General features: G+C 67.0%; 13 protein-coding genes. 5 read left to right on the top strand and 8 right to left on the bottom strand.

The genetic code is table 11. From position 1 onward, the window contains the following. Nucleotide 1 precedes the first annotated feature (1 nt). The 4 genes from DFR31_RS11730 to DFR31_RS11715 form a co-directional block, all read right to left on the bottom strand. Complete coding sequence (locus DFR31_RS11730; RefSeq protein ID WP_121442880.1) at nt 2-1,228, bottom strand: DUF418 domain-containing protein; 1,227 nt, start codon at nt 1,226-1,228, stop codon at nt 2-4. Between the two features lie 113 nt (nt 1,229-1,341). Further along, nucleotides 1,342-1,548, bottom strand: coding sequence for a hypothetical protein (locus DFR31_RS11725; protein WP_121442879.1), 207 nt, complete (start codon nt 1,546-1,548; stop codon nt 1,342-1,344). A 347-nt stretch (nt 1,549-1,895) separates the two neighbouring features. Continuing rightward, the gene (gene ssb / locus DFR31_RS11720; protein ID WP_121442878.1) at nt 1,896-2,366 is read right to left on the bottom strand and encodes a single-stranded DNA-binding protein; all 471 of its coding nucleotides are present in this window, start codon (nt 2,364-2,366) and stop codon (nt 1,896-1,898) included. Nucleotides 2,367-2,560: 194 nt separating this feature from the next. Further along, nucleotides 2,561-3,787, bottom strand: a complete 1,227-nt coding sequence (locus tag DFR31_RS11715; protein ID WP_245971181.1) for an MFS transporter — start codon at nt 3,785-3,787, stop codon at nt 2,561-2,563. A 91-nt stretch (nt 3,788-3,878) separates the two neighbouring features. Here DFR31_RS11715 and uvrA point away from each other — a divergent pair, with 91 nt between their 5' ends. Next, complete coding sequence (uvrA, locus tag DFR31_RS11710; RefSeq protein ID WP_121442877.1) at nt 3,879-6,704, top strand: excinuclease ABC subunit UvrA; 2,826 nt, start codon at nt 3,879-3,881, stop codon at nt 6,702-6,704. Nucleotides 6,705-6,756: 52 nt separating this feature from the next. Here uvrA and DFR31_RS11705 read toward each other — a convergent pair whose 3' ends face one another. Both DFR31_RS11705 and DFR31_RS11700 read right to left on the bottom strand, forming a co-directional pair. Then, entirely contained in the window at nt 6,757-7,554 is a 798-nt protein-coding gene (locus DFR31_RS11705) for a gamma-glutamyl-gamma-aminobutyrate hydrolase family protein (RefSeq protein WP_121442876.1), read from the bottom strand. Next, on the bottom strand, nt 7,530-8,555 hold the full coding sequence (locus DFR31_RS11700; RefSeq protein WP_170153685.1) for an amidoligase family protein: 1,026 nt from the start codon (nt 8,553-8,555) through the stop codon (nt 7,530-7,532). The genes DFR31_RS11705 and DFR31_RS11700 overlap by 25 nt, the downstream gene beginning before the upstream one ends. A 180-nt stretch (nt 8,556-8,735) precedes the next feature. On the opposite strand from DFR31_RS11700, the gene DFR31_RS11695 reads away from it, so the two are divergent. Further along, nucleotides 8,736-8,990 (top strand): type B 50S ribosomal protein L31, encoded by a 255-nt coding sequence (locus DFR31_RS11695; protein WP_121442874.1) that lies wholly within the window; start codon nt 8,736-8,738, stop codon nt 8,988-8,990. A gap of 424 nt (nt 8,991-9,414) precedes the next feature. Next, a complete protein-coding gene (locus DFR31_RS11690; RefSeq protein WP_121442873.1) occupies nt 9,415-10,713 on the top strand; it encodes a citrate synthase in 1,299 nt (432 codons plus the stop codon). 96 nt (nt 10,714-10,809) lie between these two features. Here the strand turns inward: DFR31_RS11690 and DFR31_RS11685 are convergent, their stop codons facing one another. Beyond that, nucleotides 10,810-11,451 (bottom strand): hypothetical protein, encoded by a 642-nt coding sequence (locus DFR31_RS11685; protein WP_121442872.1) that lies wholly within the window; start codon nt 11,449-11,451, stop codon nt 10,810-10,812. Nucleotides 11,452-11,477: 26 nt separating this feature from the next. Beyond that, on the bottom strand, nt 11,478-13,880 hold the full coding sequence (locus DFR31_RS11680) for a penicillin-binding protein 1A (RefSeq protein WP_121442871.1): 2,403 nt from the start codon (nt 13,878-13,880) through the stop codon (nt 11,478-11,480). Between the two features lie 176 nt (nt 13,881-14,056). On the opposite strand from DFR31_RS11680, the gene DFR31_RS11675 reads away from it, so the two are divergent. Further along, nucleotides 14,057-15,121, top strand: a complete 1,065-nt coding sequence (locus DFR31_RS11675; RefSeq protein WP_121442870.1) for a pilus assembly protein PilM — start codon at nt 14,057-14,059, stop codon at nt 15,119-15,121. Continuing rightward, nucleotides 15,121-15,675: a PilN domain-containing protein gene (locus DFR31_RS11670; RefSeq protein ID WP_121442869.1), complete on the top strand. Its 555-nt coding sequence runs from the start codon at nt 15,121-15,123 to the stop codon at nt 15,673-15,675. Before DFR31_RS11675 ends, DFR31_RS11670 begins: the two co-directional genes overlap by 1 nt. Nucleotides 15,676-15,681 lie beyond the last annotated feature (6 nt).

The following is a 15,681-nucleotide window of genomic DNA, read 5'->3' as shown; positions in this document are numbered from 1 at the left end:
ATCACCGGGGTCGGGAGACGTGCCGCCAGACCCGCTCGAAGGGCCCCCGCCCCAGGTAACGTTGCCAGAGCAGGGAAAAAACGATCTGAAAGGCCCAGATCGCCACCACCAAGCCCAGGAGCTCGACGTGACTCAGCTGGGAGAATAGCCCGAGCCCGAAACCATAAAAGATGGCGCCACAGATCAGCGACTGGCCCAGGTAGTTGGTCAGCGCCATGCTCCCTACCGCCTGCAGGGCGCGCAGCGTGCGCTGCAAGGCACCGCTTTTCACCAGCATGATCCCGATGGCCAGCCAGGCCAGGCAGATCGCCACACTGCCCCAGTGGTTGAAGATTCGCCCCAGGAACAGCGAATAGGCGAAATCCCAATCCACCGCCTCGTTGAACCAGACCCCGAGCAATACCACCGGTACGCCCATCCCGAGCCCCAGTGCTGCCACCCAGGCATAGGCCCGCATGGACCAGCGCCCGGACAGGAAACCCAACTGCAACAGCGCCATCCCCAGGAACATCATGGCAGTCATTCGCCAGAGCCGGTCCGTGCCGAGCATCCAGACCTGCGCCCCGACCGCGTTGATCAGCCGCTCACCGAAGGCGCTCACCCAGTCGTGGGTCAGCCGGTCCACCTCCGAGGCCACTGCAGAGGCGCTGGGTGTCCAGTAGCGCGCGGCCAGGGAATCCAGGGTGTCGGTGGGCAACAGGAACATCAGCACCGCGCTGATCAGAGCCCAGAGCAGCATGACCGCCGCGAACAGCACCACGCTGGCCAGCAGCCAACGGGCCACGCTCAAATGGCGGAAGTGCATGACAATCAGCCCGCACACCGCGTAGGCCGCAAGGATATCCCCCGGCCACACCAACAGCCCATGGGCCAACCCGAACAGGAACAACCAGTACATCCGCCGCCGGAAGACCGCCTCGAATTCGGCGGCCGGTGCGCGACTGCGCTGCGCCATCAATAACAGTCCGGCCCCGAACAGGATGGTGAGCATGGAGATGAACTTCTCGTCCGCCACCAGGTGACTGATCAGCCAGACAAGCCAGTCCAGGGGCGGGGGATCGCCCAGGGCCTTGGGGTTGGCATATTTGCTGGAAATCAGTCCGAAGGACTGGATATTCATCAGCAGGATGCCCAGCACGGCCACCCCGCGTAGCACATCCAGGGTGGGCAGGCGACTGGCTGCGCCGCTACCAGGGCGGTAAGGGGTTGTCGTGGCGGCAGTGGTCATGGTGGGTTCGCCCGGAGAGTGCAAGCTTGGCAGCGTATACGCACACCCTACCGAAAAAAACCGGGCCCCGCTGCACGGGACCCGGCTCTCGCCATCAGCCTGGGGTGTGGCAATTACCAGCCGTCGTCCTCATCGTCGTCCGGCTCACCCCATTCATCATCGGTCTCTTCCTCGAAGTCCGCCCACTCATCGGCGGTCTCCTGGTCGTCCATGGCGTCGTCGTCGGAGTCGAACGCCCCGGCGTGAGCGCCACCAACGCCCAGCACCATAGCCGCGATGAAGGTCAACAGCATGTAGCGGAGTTTGGACTTCAGAGTCATGAGCTCCTCCTGCGATTTACTTGCGAAGAAAACGTCTTGGCTTCAAAGCCTTTGGCCTTCGCTGAGGCCCTCTCGGCTTCAACCTGGAGATTGCAGGGGGCGTGCCAACTGATGCAAATCCGTAAAATCAATAACTTACGAAGCTGTGCCGCTGATCAGAACCGTGTGCGGGAATGACACATGTGCGGCGGGGTGGGCCCGGCACGGCACACGGAGATTGGGGGCGGGCCTGAAACGCAGGAGGGGCCCGCCGGAATGACGGGCCCCTCCTGTGGGGGAACAGCCGGCTCCGCATCACGGAGCCACTGGTCTCTGTCGCTATACCATGAGGGAGAGCACGGTGCTTCTCAGAACGGGATGTCGTCCTCAAACGCGCCGGCATCATCGCCCATGCTGTCCTGTTGCCGCCCACCACGGTCATCCATGGGCCGGCCGCGCGACTGGCCGCCGCCTCCCGGGCCACCCATGTCGCCAGCGCCGCCACGGCTGTCCAGCATCTGCATGTCGTTGGCCACGATCTCTGTGGTGTAACGGTCCTGGCCGTCCTGACCCTGCCACTTGCGGGTCTGCAACCGCCCCTCGATGTAGACCTTGGAGCCCTTACGCAGGTACTCACCGGCGATCTCGGCGAGCTTGCCGAAGAAGACGATACGGTGCCACTCGGTGCGCTCCTGCTGCTCGCCGGTCTGGCGATCGCGCCAGGAGTCGGTGGTGGCCAGGCGCACATTGGTGACCGCGCTGCCGTTGGCGGTGTAGCGCACTTCCGGGTCCACGCCCAGGTTACCGATGAGGATGACTTTGTTGACGCCTCTTGCCATGACTGCTTGCTCCTGAAGGTGGTGGCCGGCGGGGTGCCGGATGGTTTACGTCCCTGTAGTGCCCGTGGTGACGGCCCCTGGCTTCCTGTTGCTTAAGGCGGGCCGATCCGGCCCCAGGCTGGGGAGACAATCTACCGTTTTTGACCCGGGCGTGAAACCCGGGGGCCCGCCCAACCGCACACCTATTCGGTCATTCAACCCGAGCCCTCAGATGCTTGTGGGTCACCGACCGGCACCGGCGCACGCTGACCGCGCGCCAGCAATGCCCACAGGCTCACCATGATGGCGCACCCCAGCATGACCCCGGCCGCCCCAAAGCCCCCGGCCAACGCCCCGCCGATCAACCCGCCGGCGAAGGCCCCCAGGAACTGCGCCGAGGCGTAGACCCCCATGGCCGCGCCGCGCGCTTCACCGGGGGCAAAGCGGGAGACCAGCGAGGGCATCGCCGCCTCCAGCAGGTTGAAACTGACGAAGTAGAGCCAGAGGGCGAACAGCCAGAACGCCACCGGGGCCTCGGCCAGCAGACCCAGCCCCATCAGGCCCAGGGCCATGGCGGTCGCGGCGGCCGGAATGAGCCGGTGCATGATCCGGCGCCGCTCGGCCAGGATCAGCAGCGGCAGCATCCCCGCCACCGAGGTAATCAGCAGCGGCACCCAGACGCGCCAGTGCTGGGCCGCCTCCAGGCCGAATCGGGCCTGGATGAGCAGCGGCAGGGCCACGAAGATGCCGGTGAGTGCCGCGTGCAGTACGAAGATGCCCACGTTGAGGCGCATCAGGTCCGGGTCGGTAAAACTGCGCCGCAGGCTGCCGGAGACCGCCGACTGGGCCGGTCGCGCCGGCCGGGGCATGCGGGCGACGATGACCAGCCCCACCAGCGAGGCCCCGGCGGTGAGCCAGAAGAGTCCCTGCAGGCCGCCCAGCGCGGTAAGCGGGGGCGCGATCATCAGCGCCAGCAGGAAGGCCAGCCCGACGCTCATGCCGATAACGGCGAAGGCCCGCCCCCGGTGGGTCTCGCGGGTCACGTCCGCAGCCAGGGCCATGACCGCCGCCGCGATCGCGCCGCCGCCCTGCAGGGCCCGACCGATGATCACCCCCCAGATGCCGTCGGCGGTGGCCGCCACCACGCTGCCCACGGCAAATACCACCAGCCCGGCGGCGATCACCGGCTTGCGGCCCCAGCGGTCCGAGACCATGCCCATGGGGATCTGCAGCACCGCTTGGGTGAGGCCGTAGATCCCCAGGGCCAGGCCGATAAGCAGCGGCGTGGCCCCCTCCAGTGCCGGGGCATACAGGGCGAACACCGGCAGGATCAGGAACAGGCCGAACATGCGCAGACCGAACACCCCGGCCAGGCCGGCGGCGGCGCGGCGTTCGGTGGCGTTGAGCGGTGTCTTGGCGGCGGTCGGGTCGGACACGGGCATGCGTTCCATTCACGGCGAACAGGCGCGATATACTAGCAGGTTCGCCACGAATCCCGATGGCGGCCGTTCGACCATCCAATCCGGGAGTGTCATGGATCACATCCGCATCGAGGGGGCCCGCACCCACAACCTGCAGGACATCAACCTGTCCCTGCCCCGCAACCGGCTGGTGGTGATCACCGGCCTGTCCGGCTCGGGCAAGTCGTCGCTCGCCTTCGACACCCTCTACGCCGAGGGCCAGCGCCGCTACGTGGAGTCGCTCTCCGCCTACGCCCGGCAGTTCCTCTCCATGATGGAGAAGCCAGACGTGGACCACATCGAGGGGCTGTCGCCCGCCATCTCCATCGAGCAGAAGTCCACCTCCCACAACCCCCGTTCCACCGTGGGCACGGTCACCGAGATCCACGACTACCTGCGCCTGCTCTACGCCCGGGCCGGCCGCCCCCACTGCCCCGAGCACGACATCGAGCTGAACGCCCAGACCGTCTCGCAGATCGTCGACCAGGTACTCGCGCTGCCGGAGGGGGAGAAGATCATGCTGCTCGCCCCGGTGGTGGACGGCCGCAAGGGCGAACACCGGGACGTGATCGACACCTTGCGCACCCAGGGCTACGTGCGCCTGCGGGTGGACGGCGAGGTGTACGACATCGACAGCGTGCCCGCGCTGGACCCGAAGCGGCGGCACACCATCGAGGCGGTGGTGGACCGCTTCCGGGTAAGGCCCGACCTGGCCACCCGGCTGGCCGACTCGGTGGAGACAGCGCTGGCCCTCTCCGACGGCCTGCTGCGCGCCGCCTGGATGGACGACCCGGCGCGGGAGCCGCTGGTCTTCTCGGCCCGCTACGCCTGCCCGCAATGCGGCTACGCCATCAGCGAGCTGGAGCCGCGCATCTTCTCCTTCAACAACCCGCGCGGGGCCTGCCCCGACTGTGACGGGCTGGGGGTGCGTACCTTCTTTGACCCAGCGCGGGTGGTGATCCACCCCGAACTGCCACTGACCGGCGGCGCCATACGGGGCTGGGACCGGCGCAACGCCTGGTACCACGCCATGATCCAGTCCCTGGCCCGGCACTTCGACTTCGACCCGGAGACCCCCTGGCAGGACCTGCCCGGTGGCATCCGCGACACCCTGCTCTACGGCTCCGGCGACGAGGCGATCGAGTTCCGCTACCCCGGCCCCCGGGGCGAGACCCGCAAGACCCACCCCTTCGAGGGGGTCATCCCCAACATGAGCCGGCGCTACCGGGAGACCGACTCGACGGCGGTGCGCGAGGAGCTGGCGCGCTACCAGGCGGTGCAGACCTGCCCGACCTGCGACGGCACCCGCCTCAACCGCACCGCCCGGCACGTCTTCGTCGGGCCGCTGACCCTGCCGGAGGTGGCCCGCCTGCCGGTGGGCCGCTGCCTGGGCCACTTCGAGGCGCTGAAACTGGAGGGCGCCCGGGGCGAGATCGCTGGCCGCATCCTGCGCGAGATCACCACCCGGCTGAGCTTCCTGGTCAATGTGGGGCTCGACTACCTGAGCCTGGACCGGGCCGCCGACACCCTCTCCGGCGGCGAGGCCCAGCGCATCCGCCTGGCCAGCCAGATCGGCGCCGGGTTGACGGGCGTGATGTATGTGCTCGACGAGCCCTCCATCGGCCTGCACCAGCGGGACAACGAGCGGCTGCTCAACACCCTGGTGCGGCTGCGCGACCTGGGCAACACCGTGATCGTGGTGGAACACGACGAGGACGCCATCCGCGCCGCCGACCACGTGGTGGACATGGGCCCCGGCGCCGGCGTGCACGGTGGCCGGGTGATCGCCGAGGGCACCCCGCAGCAGGTCACCGACCACCCGGACTCGCTCACCGGCGACTACCTGGCCGGGCGGCGCGAGATCCCGGTGCCCGCCGAGCGCCGCCCGGTGCAGGCCGACCGGGTGGCCTGGCTGCGGGGGGCCACCGGGCACAACCTGAAAAACGTGGACGTGGGCATCCCCGCCGGGCTGTTCGTGGCAGTCACCGGGGTGTCCGGCTCCGGCAAGTCCACCCTCATCAATGACACCCTCTACCGTTACGCCGCCCGGGAGCTGAACGGCGCCAGCGCCGCCCCGGCCCCCTGCCGGGGCATGGACCACCTGAAACTGTTCGACAAGGTCATCGAAATCGACCAGGCCCCCATCGGCCGCACCCCCCGCTCCAACCCGGCCACGTATACCGGGCTGTTCACGCCGCTGCGGGAGCTGTTCGCCGGCACCCCGGAGGCCCGCTCCCGGGGCTACGGACCGGGGCGCTTCTCCTTCAACGTGAAAGGCGGGCGCTGCGAGGCCTGCCAGGGGGACGGGGTGATCCGGGTGGAGATGCACTTCCTGCCCGACCTGCACGTGCCCTGTGACGTCTGCAAGGGCCGGCGCTACAACCGGGAGACCCTGGAGATCCGCTACAAGGGGCTGGATATCGCCCGGGTGCTGGAGCTGACCGTGGAGGAGGCGCTGGACCTCTTTGACGCCATCCCCGGCATCCGCCGCCGGCTGCAGACCCTGATGGACGTGGGCCTGGGCTACATCCACCTGGGCCAGAGCGCCACCACCCTCTCCGGCGGCGAGGCCCAGCGGGTGAAACTGGCCCGGGAACTGGCCCGGCGGGACACCGGCAAGACACTCTACATATTGGACGAACCCACCACCGGGCTGCACTTCCACGACATCGCGCAACTGCTGGGGGTGCTTCAGCGTCTGGTAGAGCACGGCAACACGGTGGTGGTCATCGAGCACAACCTGGACGTCATCAAGACGGCCGATCATGTCATCGATCTGGGCCCGGAGGGCGGCGACGGCGGCGGGCGCATCGTGGCCACCGGCACGCCGGAGGCCATCGCCCGGGTAGAAGCCTCGCATACCGGGCGTTTTCTGCGGCCGATGCTCTCAGGTAACTGAACGCGAGGGTTACCACGGGCACCGGGGCATGCCCACCGGGACCCGCCGCTGTTCAATCGCCGTTATTTTTGCGCGCTGCTACAGCGGCCCGCACCAGGGCGCGGAACAGCGCCCGCTGCTCCCGGCGCTGGGGTAGGTACTCGGGGTGCCACTGCACGCCCAGTAGCAGGGCGCCCCGCTGCCCCTCCACCGCCTGCACCACGCCGGCCCGCTCCCAGGCCACGGCGGCCAGGCCATCGCCCAGTTCATTAATGGCCTGGCGGTGCAGGGAGTTGATCCGTGCCTCCGGCCCCAGCCACCGGTACAACCCGGAACCGCGGCTGACTGTCACCCGCTTGTACGGCCAGATGCTGTGCACCTGGGGACTCTCCTCGTAAAAGCTGCTCAGGTCCTGGTGGAGCGAGCCCCCCATGTACACGTTGAGCAACTGCGCGCCGCGGCAGATGCCCAGGACAGGGATGTCCCGGGCGAGGGCATCGGCCAGCAGGCGCCATTCCAGGGCATCACGAGCGTAGTCGCCCCGGGGGCCGGGGCTGATGCTGAGCAGCCAGCGCAGCACGTAGATCACCGGCAGCAACAGCCAGGAGAGCAGGAACCGCCACCAGGCCGTGGGCCCGCGGCGCATCTCCCCGGGCTCCACCCGCTCCTCGCCGTAAAGCCCCGGGTCCACATCCGCCCCACCGCCCAGGATCAGACCGTCCAGGGGGCGGGGCGGCTCAGGACGCCGCGGTGAGACCCGCCAGGGCCGCCCCCCGGCCAGCCGCACCGCCAGGGCGGCCATCAACCAGGCCGCGGCGCCACCCCGGTCGGGGCCGGTGACCCCGATCAGCGGCCGCTGCGGGCGAGGCATCGGTCCACGTGCTGGATCCAGCGCTGATCGGTGAGGCTGAAACCCCGGGCAAGCCAGTCGCTGATCAGTTGCTCCAGCAGCGACCCGTTTCCGGCCAGGCGCTCCACCATCAGCCAGTCGACCCAGGGGCGGGCGATGCGCCAGTCGGGGTCGTCCACCAGGCAGTTGGGCAGCCGGTAGTGCCAGGTTGGCCGCGCCTGGGTCAACGGGTCATCCGGCAAGGCCCTGCGGACCTGGTCCCGGTCCAGGTGGGTGAGCAGGGGCAGCAGGTCCAGGCTGCGGTTGCGGGTGGTGTTCCAGGCGAGGAAGTCCCGGATGAACGCATGCTGGTCCGGCCGATAACCCGGCCGCAGCACCTGGCGCACGTACTCGGCCGGGAAGTCCTGTATGAAGGGGGTGAGGCGACGCACGGCATCGGTGTCATCGCGCCACTTCAGCCAGGGCAGCAGCAGCAGATAGGCCTGCAGGGTGCTGCGGAGGGTATCCACCTCCAGGTCGGGCAGTTCGGGGTTGAGGTGCAGGCCGAAGGCGTACATGAGGCCGGCCCGGGTCCCCTGGGCGAGCCGTCGGCGCAGGGCTTCGCGCAGCGATTCGATCTGCCCGGCCTCGGTGACGGGCACCGGCGGGGTAACCACCTCTACCGGCACCACGGTGCTCGCCAACCGCAAGACCTGCTCGTCCAGGTTGTCCAGGGTCTCGGGCTCGAGGTTGAAACCCATCTGGGTGAGCAGGCTCCGGTAGCTGCGCTCCTTGAGCACCCGGGCGTCCACTTCTACCTTGAACTCGCCCCAGGCGGTATCGCAGACCCGGTTTACGAAGCGGCTCTCCCTCCGGACCTCGCCGCCGAACACCTCCTGGATCGCATCCGCGGCGCCGTCCGGCGAAAGCCCGGCAAACTCCAGTTCGAAGCCGACCAGGCGCGACTGACCGTCAGCCCGGCAGGCGCGCTCCGGCAAGGGGAAACCCGGATCCATGGGGCTTGGCGCCTGTGGGTCAGACACTGCGTTGGCTCCTGCTGGCTGCGGGGCGGACGGCGGACCAGAGACCTGGCGGGCGACCCCTATATTAGTCATACTCTCGCAGGACTTGTCTAGGAAGCGGGCGGGCATTATGATACCGCCCTTTCGAGTTCAGCCATTTCCGGGACAATAGCGCCCGGTCCCGCGAATCAGGTGGCAACCATGAAGCAAGGCATTCATCCCAAATACCGTGAGGTTGTGTTTCAGGACATCTCCTCCGATTTTGCATTCCTGACCCGCTCCACGGTCCGTACCAACGAGACCATCCAGTGGGAGGACGGCAAGGAGTACCCGCTGTTCAAGGTAGAGGTCTCCAGCAAGAGCCACCCCTTCTACACCGGCAAGCAGCGTGCGCTGAGCTCCGGTGGCCGGGTGGATCAGTTCCAGAAGAAGTTCGGCATCAGCACCGGCAACTGAGGGGCGAGGGCGTTTCTACCCCTCTCCCCTGAAAAGCGCCTGCACCCCGGGCGCTTTTTTGTATCTCACTGCAAAACGGCGAGATACGTATTATAACAAGCGGTTAACCACCGCAAATAAATCACCGGGGTCCTCTGCAGGAACGCCAGCACCCTGGCCACCTGTCAGTAGCAGGCCAGCGCCTGCCCCCCGGAGTCGCCCGACACCACGCACCATGGAGGCGGGCGAGGGGCCCATCCGCGTCGGGGTATGGGCCCCAGAGGAACGGATTGCTGATGACACGGGCGTTATCTCAACGCCCTTTCAGTAACTCCCGGACCGTGACCGGTAGACATACGCCGGTGCCCTGAGGGGGGCATCGCGACGCGCCCGCGGGCGCCGGCCGGCATCACGGTATTTCGAGAGCTGTCTAGGAGAGCGTTCCATGTCCGAGAAGACCGTCACCCTGACCGACAACAGCACCGGCAAGTCCGTGGAGCTGCCGGTCTACCAAGGCACCCATGGCCCCGAAGTCGTCGACATTAAAAGTGTCTTCGGCGAATTGGGCTACTTCACCTACGATGCAGGCTTCACCTCCACCGCAAGCTGCAAGAGCCGTGTCACCTACATCGATGGTGATAACGGCGTGCTGCTCTACCGCGGCTACCCCATCGAGCAGCTGGCCGAGAAAAGCTCTTTCCTGGAGGTTTCCTACCTGCTGCTGCACGGGGAACTGCCGAACAAGGCCGAACTGGACCAGTTCGTCAGCTCGGTGACCAACCACACCATGCTCAATGAGAGCCTGAAGGACTTCTTCGACGGCTTTCACTACAACGCCCACCCCATGGCGATGCTCACCGGCGTGGTCGGGTCACTGTCCGCCTTCTACCACGGCGAGCTGGACATCAACGACCCGAACAACCGCGAACTCACCGCGCACCGGGTCATCGCCAAGATGCCGACCATCGCGGCCGCGGCCTACAAGCACCTGGTGGGCGAGCCCTTCGTCTACCCGCGGAACGACCTGTCCTACTCGGGCAACCTGCTGAACATGCTGTTCTCCCGCCCCACCGAGAAGTACGAGGTGAACCCGGTGGCGGAGCGGGCGCTGGACCAGCTGTTGATCCTGCACGCCGATCACGAGCAGAACGCCTCCACCTCCACGGTGCGCCTGGCGGGCTCCACCGGCACCAACCCCTTCGCCGCCATCGCCGCCGGCTGTGCCGCGCTGTGGGGACCGGCCCACGGGGGTGCCAACGAGGCGGTGCTGAACATGCTCAACGAGATCGGCGACGTTTCCAACGTGCCGAAATTCATTGAAAAGGCGAAGGACAAGAACGACCCCTTCCGCCTGATGGGCTTTGGCCACCGGGTCTACAAGAACTTCGATCCGCGCGCCACCATCATCCGCAAGACCTGCCACGAGGTACTGGAGGAGCTGGGCGTGGGCAAGGACCCGCAGCTGGAGCTGGCCATGGAGCTGGAGGATATCGCCCTGCAGGACGACTACTTCGTGGAGCGCAAGCTCTACCCGAACGTCGACTTCTACTCCGGCATCATCTACCGGGCCCTGGGCATCCCCACCGAGTTCTTCACGGTGCTGTTCGCCCTCGGGCGCACCCCGGGCTGGCTGGCGCAGTGGATGGAGATGGTCAACGACCCCGAGCAGCGCATCGGGCGTCCGCGCCAGCTCTACACCGGTGCCGCCAAGCGCGACTATACGCCGGTGGACCAGCGCGGCTGATCGTCACCCGATCAGGCCTTAAAAAACCCCGGACGGCCAATGGCCGCCCGGGGTTTTCTTTGTCCGGCAGGGGCTGCCACAACCCCCGGTGACCGGTCAGGGCGGAAACGCCTCCGCCGCCCCCGCCTCATCGGCGGCCAGCAGGGCTTCCACCTCGGCCACCGCGGCCCGCGCCATCGGCCGACCATCCACCTGACTCCGCGGCGCCTCGCGTAGCCCCTTGGGGCTAAAGACGGTCAGGTCCACCACATGCTCGCCGGCCACGAAACGGATCACCGGCAGGGCCTCCCACTGGTCCCGACCGAAGCGCAGCCGACGCTCGCTCGTCTCGTGAGGAACACCCCGCTCCATCAGGAAGAGCGTGATCTCCTCCGGGGTCTCGGCAAAGACGTGCAGATGCACATCACAGCCCTGATCCGCCGTGCCGCTCAGCACCGGGCCCACCAGGCGGGGTCGAAAGGGCTCGAAGAACCCCATGGCCTGCACCGCCGCCTCGCGCAGCGACCGCAGCCAGGCCCCCTGCTCCTCGCCGAGGAACAGCCGCTGGTATTCCACCAGCGCCGACTGTACCTCGCGGTTGCTGGGCAGGTTGCGGGTGTCCGGGGCACCCAGGCGTTCGGCGGCCTTGCGCTTGGCCTGGAAGTGGTCACGAACCCCCTCCTCGGCCATGATGCGGGCGGCCTCCTGGATGAGTCGCTCGCGCATGCGCTGGTCCTTGGTGTTGGATCGCTTGGCCATGACCACCTCCCGGGCTGACGCCCTGGCTAGAAGATATCCTGCTCCCGGCTGCCCGAGCCACTGCCGCCAGAGCCCCGCGGCGCCACATCGGGCAGATTGTCCTCGCGGAAGATCTCGAACATGCCACCCTCACCGGCCCGTACACGGCGCCCGTCCTCCGGGTCGATCCGCACGGTTACCAGCCCATCGGGCTGCCGCAGTGGCGCATCGGGCACCCCGTTGAGGGCCTGCTCCATGAAGTCGGTCCAGATGGGCAGCGCCGTGGATGCGCCGGTCTCCCGGGGGCCCAACTGGTCATTGTTGTCAAAGCCCACCCAGGCACTCGCCACTACCCGGTTGTTATAGCCGACAAACCAGGCATCCCGGCCGTCGTTCGTGGTGCCCGTCTTGCCCGCCAGGTCGTTCCGCCCCAGACGCTGCGCGGCCCGACCTGTGCCCCGCTGAATCACGTCCTGCATGATGCTGGTCATCAGGTAGGCATCGGTGGCCGGCAGGACCGAGTCCGCCACCGGTTGCAGCGCCACGCTACCAGCCTCCTCCTGCAGGTCGGCCTGCACCTGCATCCGGCTGCAGTCGACGCAGGCAACGGGCGGCCGAGCCTGGAAGTGGACCTCGCCCTGAGCGCTCTCGATCCGATCGATGAAGTGGGGCATCACCCGGAAGCCTCCGTTGGCAAACAGGGCGTATCCCTGGGTCATGGCCAACGGCGTCATCTCCCCGCTGCCGAGGGCCAGCGAGAGGCCGTTGGGCATGACACTGGTGTCGAGCCCGATCCGGGCCAGGTAATCCAGCGTTTCATCGATGCCCACGTTGCGGAGCAGGCGGATCGAGGCCAGGTTACGCGAGTGCACCAGGGCCTCGCGGAAGCGGGTGGGTCCGTAGACCCGCCCGCTGTAGTTGGTCGGCCGCCAACTCGTCTCCAGGGATTCGTCATGCATGACGATCGGCGTGTCACTGAGCATGCTCGCCGGCGTGTAGCCCTGCTCCAGTGCAGCGGCGTAAATGAAGGGCTTGAACGCCGAGCCGGGCTGACGGCGCGATTGCACCGCGCGGTTGAAAGAACTGCGGAAGAAGTCGAAACCACCCGCCAACGCCAGTACCGCACCATTCTCCGGGTCCAGCGCCACCACTGAGCCCTCCACCGCCGGGATGGCAGCCAGCCTCGGAACATCCGGCGCGCGGTCCACCCGGATAATGTCACCGACCGAGACGACATCGGAAACGTTTTCGGGCGCTGGCCCCCGCGTGGTACGGCTGAGGTAGGGGCGCGCCCAGGCCATGCCCTCGAAGGGGAGCTCCAGCTCACCGTGGCGACGCACCCAGACCCGGGCCAACTCCGCCTCGTCATCCACTGAGAGCACCAGCGCGGCCTCGAGCCCCCCGTACCGCGGATGGTCCGCCAGCAGGGCTTCACGCTCACTCTCGTCCTCGTCACCGGTCAGCTCCACTTGCCGCTCGGGACCGCGATACCCTCGGCGATGGTCGTAGGCGCGCAGCCCGTCCCGCAACGCCCGGTCGGCGGCAGCCTGCATCCGCCCATCCACGGTGGTACGCACCACGTAACCGCCGGTGTAGGCCTCCTCCTCCCCGTACTGGGCCACCATGGTCTGACGCACCATCTCGGCCACGTAGGGGGCAGACACCTCCACGGGCGCGGCGTGGACCTCGGCGGTGATCGGCGCATCCACGGCCTCGGCGTGCTCCTCCGGGGTGATATAGCCCTCGGCCAGCATCCGACCCAGCACGTAGGCGCGGCGGATCTTTGCCCGCGGGGGGTTCGCAATGGGGTTGTAGGCCGACGGGGCCTTCGGCAGACCGGCAATCATGGCAGTCTGCGCGAGGTCCAGCTCATCCACCGACTTGCCGTAGTAGATGCGCGCGGCCGCCCCCACGCCGTACGACCGTTGGCCCAGGTAAATCTTGTTCAGGTAAAGCTCAAGGATCTCCTCTTTGGAAAGGGTGCGCTCTATCTTGAGTGCGAGCAGGATCTCCTGTGCCTTGCGCTGGAAAGTCTGGTCCCGGGTCAGGAAGAAGTTCCGCGCCAACTGCATGGTAATGGTGCTGCCCCCGGGCCCCTTCTCACCGGTAAGCAGCAGGTGGCGCACGGCCCGGGCGATGCCTTGATAGTCGACACCCGGGTGGTCGAAAAAGCGGTCATCCTCTGCAGCGAGAAAGGCCTGCACCAACTGCGGCGGCAGGTCCTCGGACTGCAGCGGGATCCGCCGCTGCTCACCGTACTCCGCTATCAGGCCACCCTCCCGGCTGACCACGCGCAGCGGAACCTGGAGACGGACATCGCGCAAGGTCTCCACCGATGGCAATCCCGGTGCAAGCATTGCGTAAGCCACCGCAGCGGCGATCAGCCCGACCAGGCCGAGGGAGACCACGCTGGCGAGCACCCAGAGAGAGAGACGAGAGAGTAGCCGCATAGGATCGTAAGGCGCGCTTGGAGTAGAGCCGGAGGATAGAGTATATCAGGACAACCGCCATAAACCTTCGGTTCCGCTACGTGAAAGAATTCCTTGCATTGCTCTATAGTTGCGGCGAGTATTGATACAAAGACTCGAGAGAGTGAAATACTTGGGGCAATAATAGGGACTTTGCTGTGCAGATTTTCAGGAAGAAGCGGCCGTCGTTGCTGGGCATCGACATCAGCACCACGGCCGTAAAACTGCTCGAATTCAGCGAGCAGCGGGGCGGGGGGCTTCAGGTAGAGAGTTACGCCGTCGAACCGCTGCCCGCCAACGCCGTGGTGGAGAAGAACGTCGTCGAGGTGGACGCCGTCTCCGACAGCATCAACGCGGCCTACCAGAAGTCCGGCAGTCGCACCAAGGGCGTTGCCCTGGCGGTGCCCTCCTCGGCGGCGATCAGCAAGGTGATCAACCTGGCGGCCGATCTGAACGACGAGGAAATGGAGGCGCAGATCCGCGCCCAGGCTGATCAGTACGTGCCCTACCCCCTCGATGAGGTCAATCTCGACTTCCAGCGCTTGGGCCCGGCACCCGGCCGGTCCGACGAAGTCCAGGTGCTGCTGGTTGCCTGCCGCAGTGACAACATCGAATCCCGGGTGGACGCCCTCGACGCCGCGGGCCTCACCGCCGAGGTGATGGACGTGGAGAGTTACGCGGTGGAGAACGCTTTCCACCTGATGTCCCGGGCGCTACCGGACAATGGCGATGGCAAAACGGTCGCCGTGGTGGATATCGGGGCCACCATGACCGCGCTGACCGTCATGGCCGACGACCGTATTGTCTACACCCGCGAACAGCTCTTCGGCGGCCGGCAACTCACCGAGGAGATCATGCGCCGCTACGACATGACCTTCGAGCAGGCGGGCAAGGCCAAGCGCCTGGGCGGGCTTCCCGACACCTACGAGCAGGAGGTGCTGGAGCCGTTCAAGGAGGCCATGGCCCAGCAGGTCTCGCGGGCGCTGCAGTTCTTCTTCGGTTCCGGCCAGACGAGCACTGTCGATTACGTGCTCTTCGCCGGCGGTTGTGCCACCATCCCCGGCGCCGCGCAGGTGGTGGCGGAACACACCGGTACGCCCACGGTGGTCGCCAACCCCTTCACGGGCATGACCGTGAACCGGCGCATTAACCCGAAGGTCCTGGCCGCCGACGCCCCGGCCATGATGATTGCCAGCGGACTGGCCATGAGGAGCTTTGACTGATGACCCGAATCAACCTCCTCCCCTGGCGGGAAGCCGAGCGCGAACAGCGCAAGAAGAGCTTTTTCATCCAACTCGGCGCGGCCGTTCTGGCCGCCGCGCTGGTCTGGTACGGGGCATCCTGGTACATGGACGGGCTGATCTCCCACCAGGAGGCCCGCAACGACCGAATACAGCAGGCCTCCCGAGAACTCGACAGCAAGATCGCCGAGATCGAGGACCTGGAACAGGAGCTGGAGCGGTTGCTCAGCCGCGCCGAGGTCATCCAGGACCTCCAGGATGGCCGGACCTCCGTGGTACAGCTGATGGAGGAGATGGTCTCCATCCTCCACGATGGCATCTACCTCACCCGGATACAGGAGCAGAATGGACGAGTCTCCATCCAGGGGCGCTCCCGCTCGCCGCAGGAGGTCTCCGTCTTCCTGCAGAATATCGACAACTCCAGCCTGCTGGGCGACCCGGATCTCGACTCCTTCGAGGCCGGCGGCCCGGATGGAGACGGCCAGCCGCGTTACTACAACTTCGCGGCTCGCACGTCCCAGCAGGCTAATCGCTGAGCGCTC

Origin of the sequence: Alkalispirillum mobile (genome assembly GCF_003664325.1) — a bacterium.
Taxonomy (GTDB): Bacteria; Pseudomonadota; Gammaproteobacteria; order Nitrococcales; family Halorhodospiraceae; genus Alkalilimnicola; species Alkalilimnicola mobilis.
Note: the sequence above shows the minus strand (reverse complement) of the source record. Positions and strands in the feature narration are given on the sequence as shown.

Coding starts and splice junctions, on each gene's coding strand:
- DFR31_RS11730 (WP_121442880.1), bottom strand. CDS start 1,228: ATGACCACTGCCGCCACGACAACCCCTTACCGCCCTGGTAGCGGCGCA.
- DFR31_RS11725 (WP_121442879.1), bottom strand. CDS start 1,548: ATGACTCTGAAGTCCAAACTCCGCTACATGCTGTTGACCTTCATCGCG.
- ssb (WP_121442878.1), bottom strand. CDS start 2,366: ATGGCAAGAGGCGTCAACAAAGTCATCCTCATCGGTAACCTGGGCGTG.
- DFR31_RS11715 (WP_245971181.1), bottom strand. CDS start 3,787: ATGCCCGTGTCCGACCCGACCGCCGCCAAGACACCGCTCAACGCCACC.
- uvrA (WP_121442877.1), top strand. CDS start 3,879: ATGGATCACATCCGCATCGAGGGGGCCCGCACCCACAACCTGCAGGAC.
- DFR31_RS11705 (WP_121442876.1), bottom strand. CDS start 7,554: ATGCCTCGCCCGCAGCGGCCGCTGATCGGGGTCACCGGCCCCGACCGG.
- DFR31_RS11695 (WP_121442874.1), top strand. CDS start 8,736: ATGAAGCAAGGCATTCATCCCAAATACCGTGAGGTTGTGTTTCAGGAC.
- DFR31_RS11690 (WP_121442873.1), top strand. CDS start 9,415: ATGTCCGAGAAGACCGTCACCCTGACCGACAACAGCACCGGCAAGTCC.
- DFR31_RS11685 (WP_121442872.1), bottom strand. CDS start 11,451: ATGGCCAAGCGATCCAACACCAAGGACCAGCGCATGCGCGAGCGACTC.
- DFR31_RS11680 (WP_121442871.1), bottom strand. CDS start 13,880: ATGCGGCTACTCTCTCGTCTCTCTCTCTGGGTGCTCGCCAGCGTGGTC.
- DFR31_RS11670 (WP_121442869.1), top strand. CDS start 15,121: ATGACCCGAATCAACCTCCTCCCCTGGCGGGAAGCCGAGCGCGAACAG.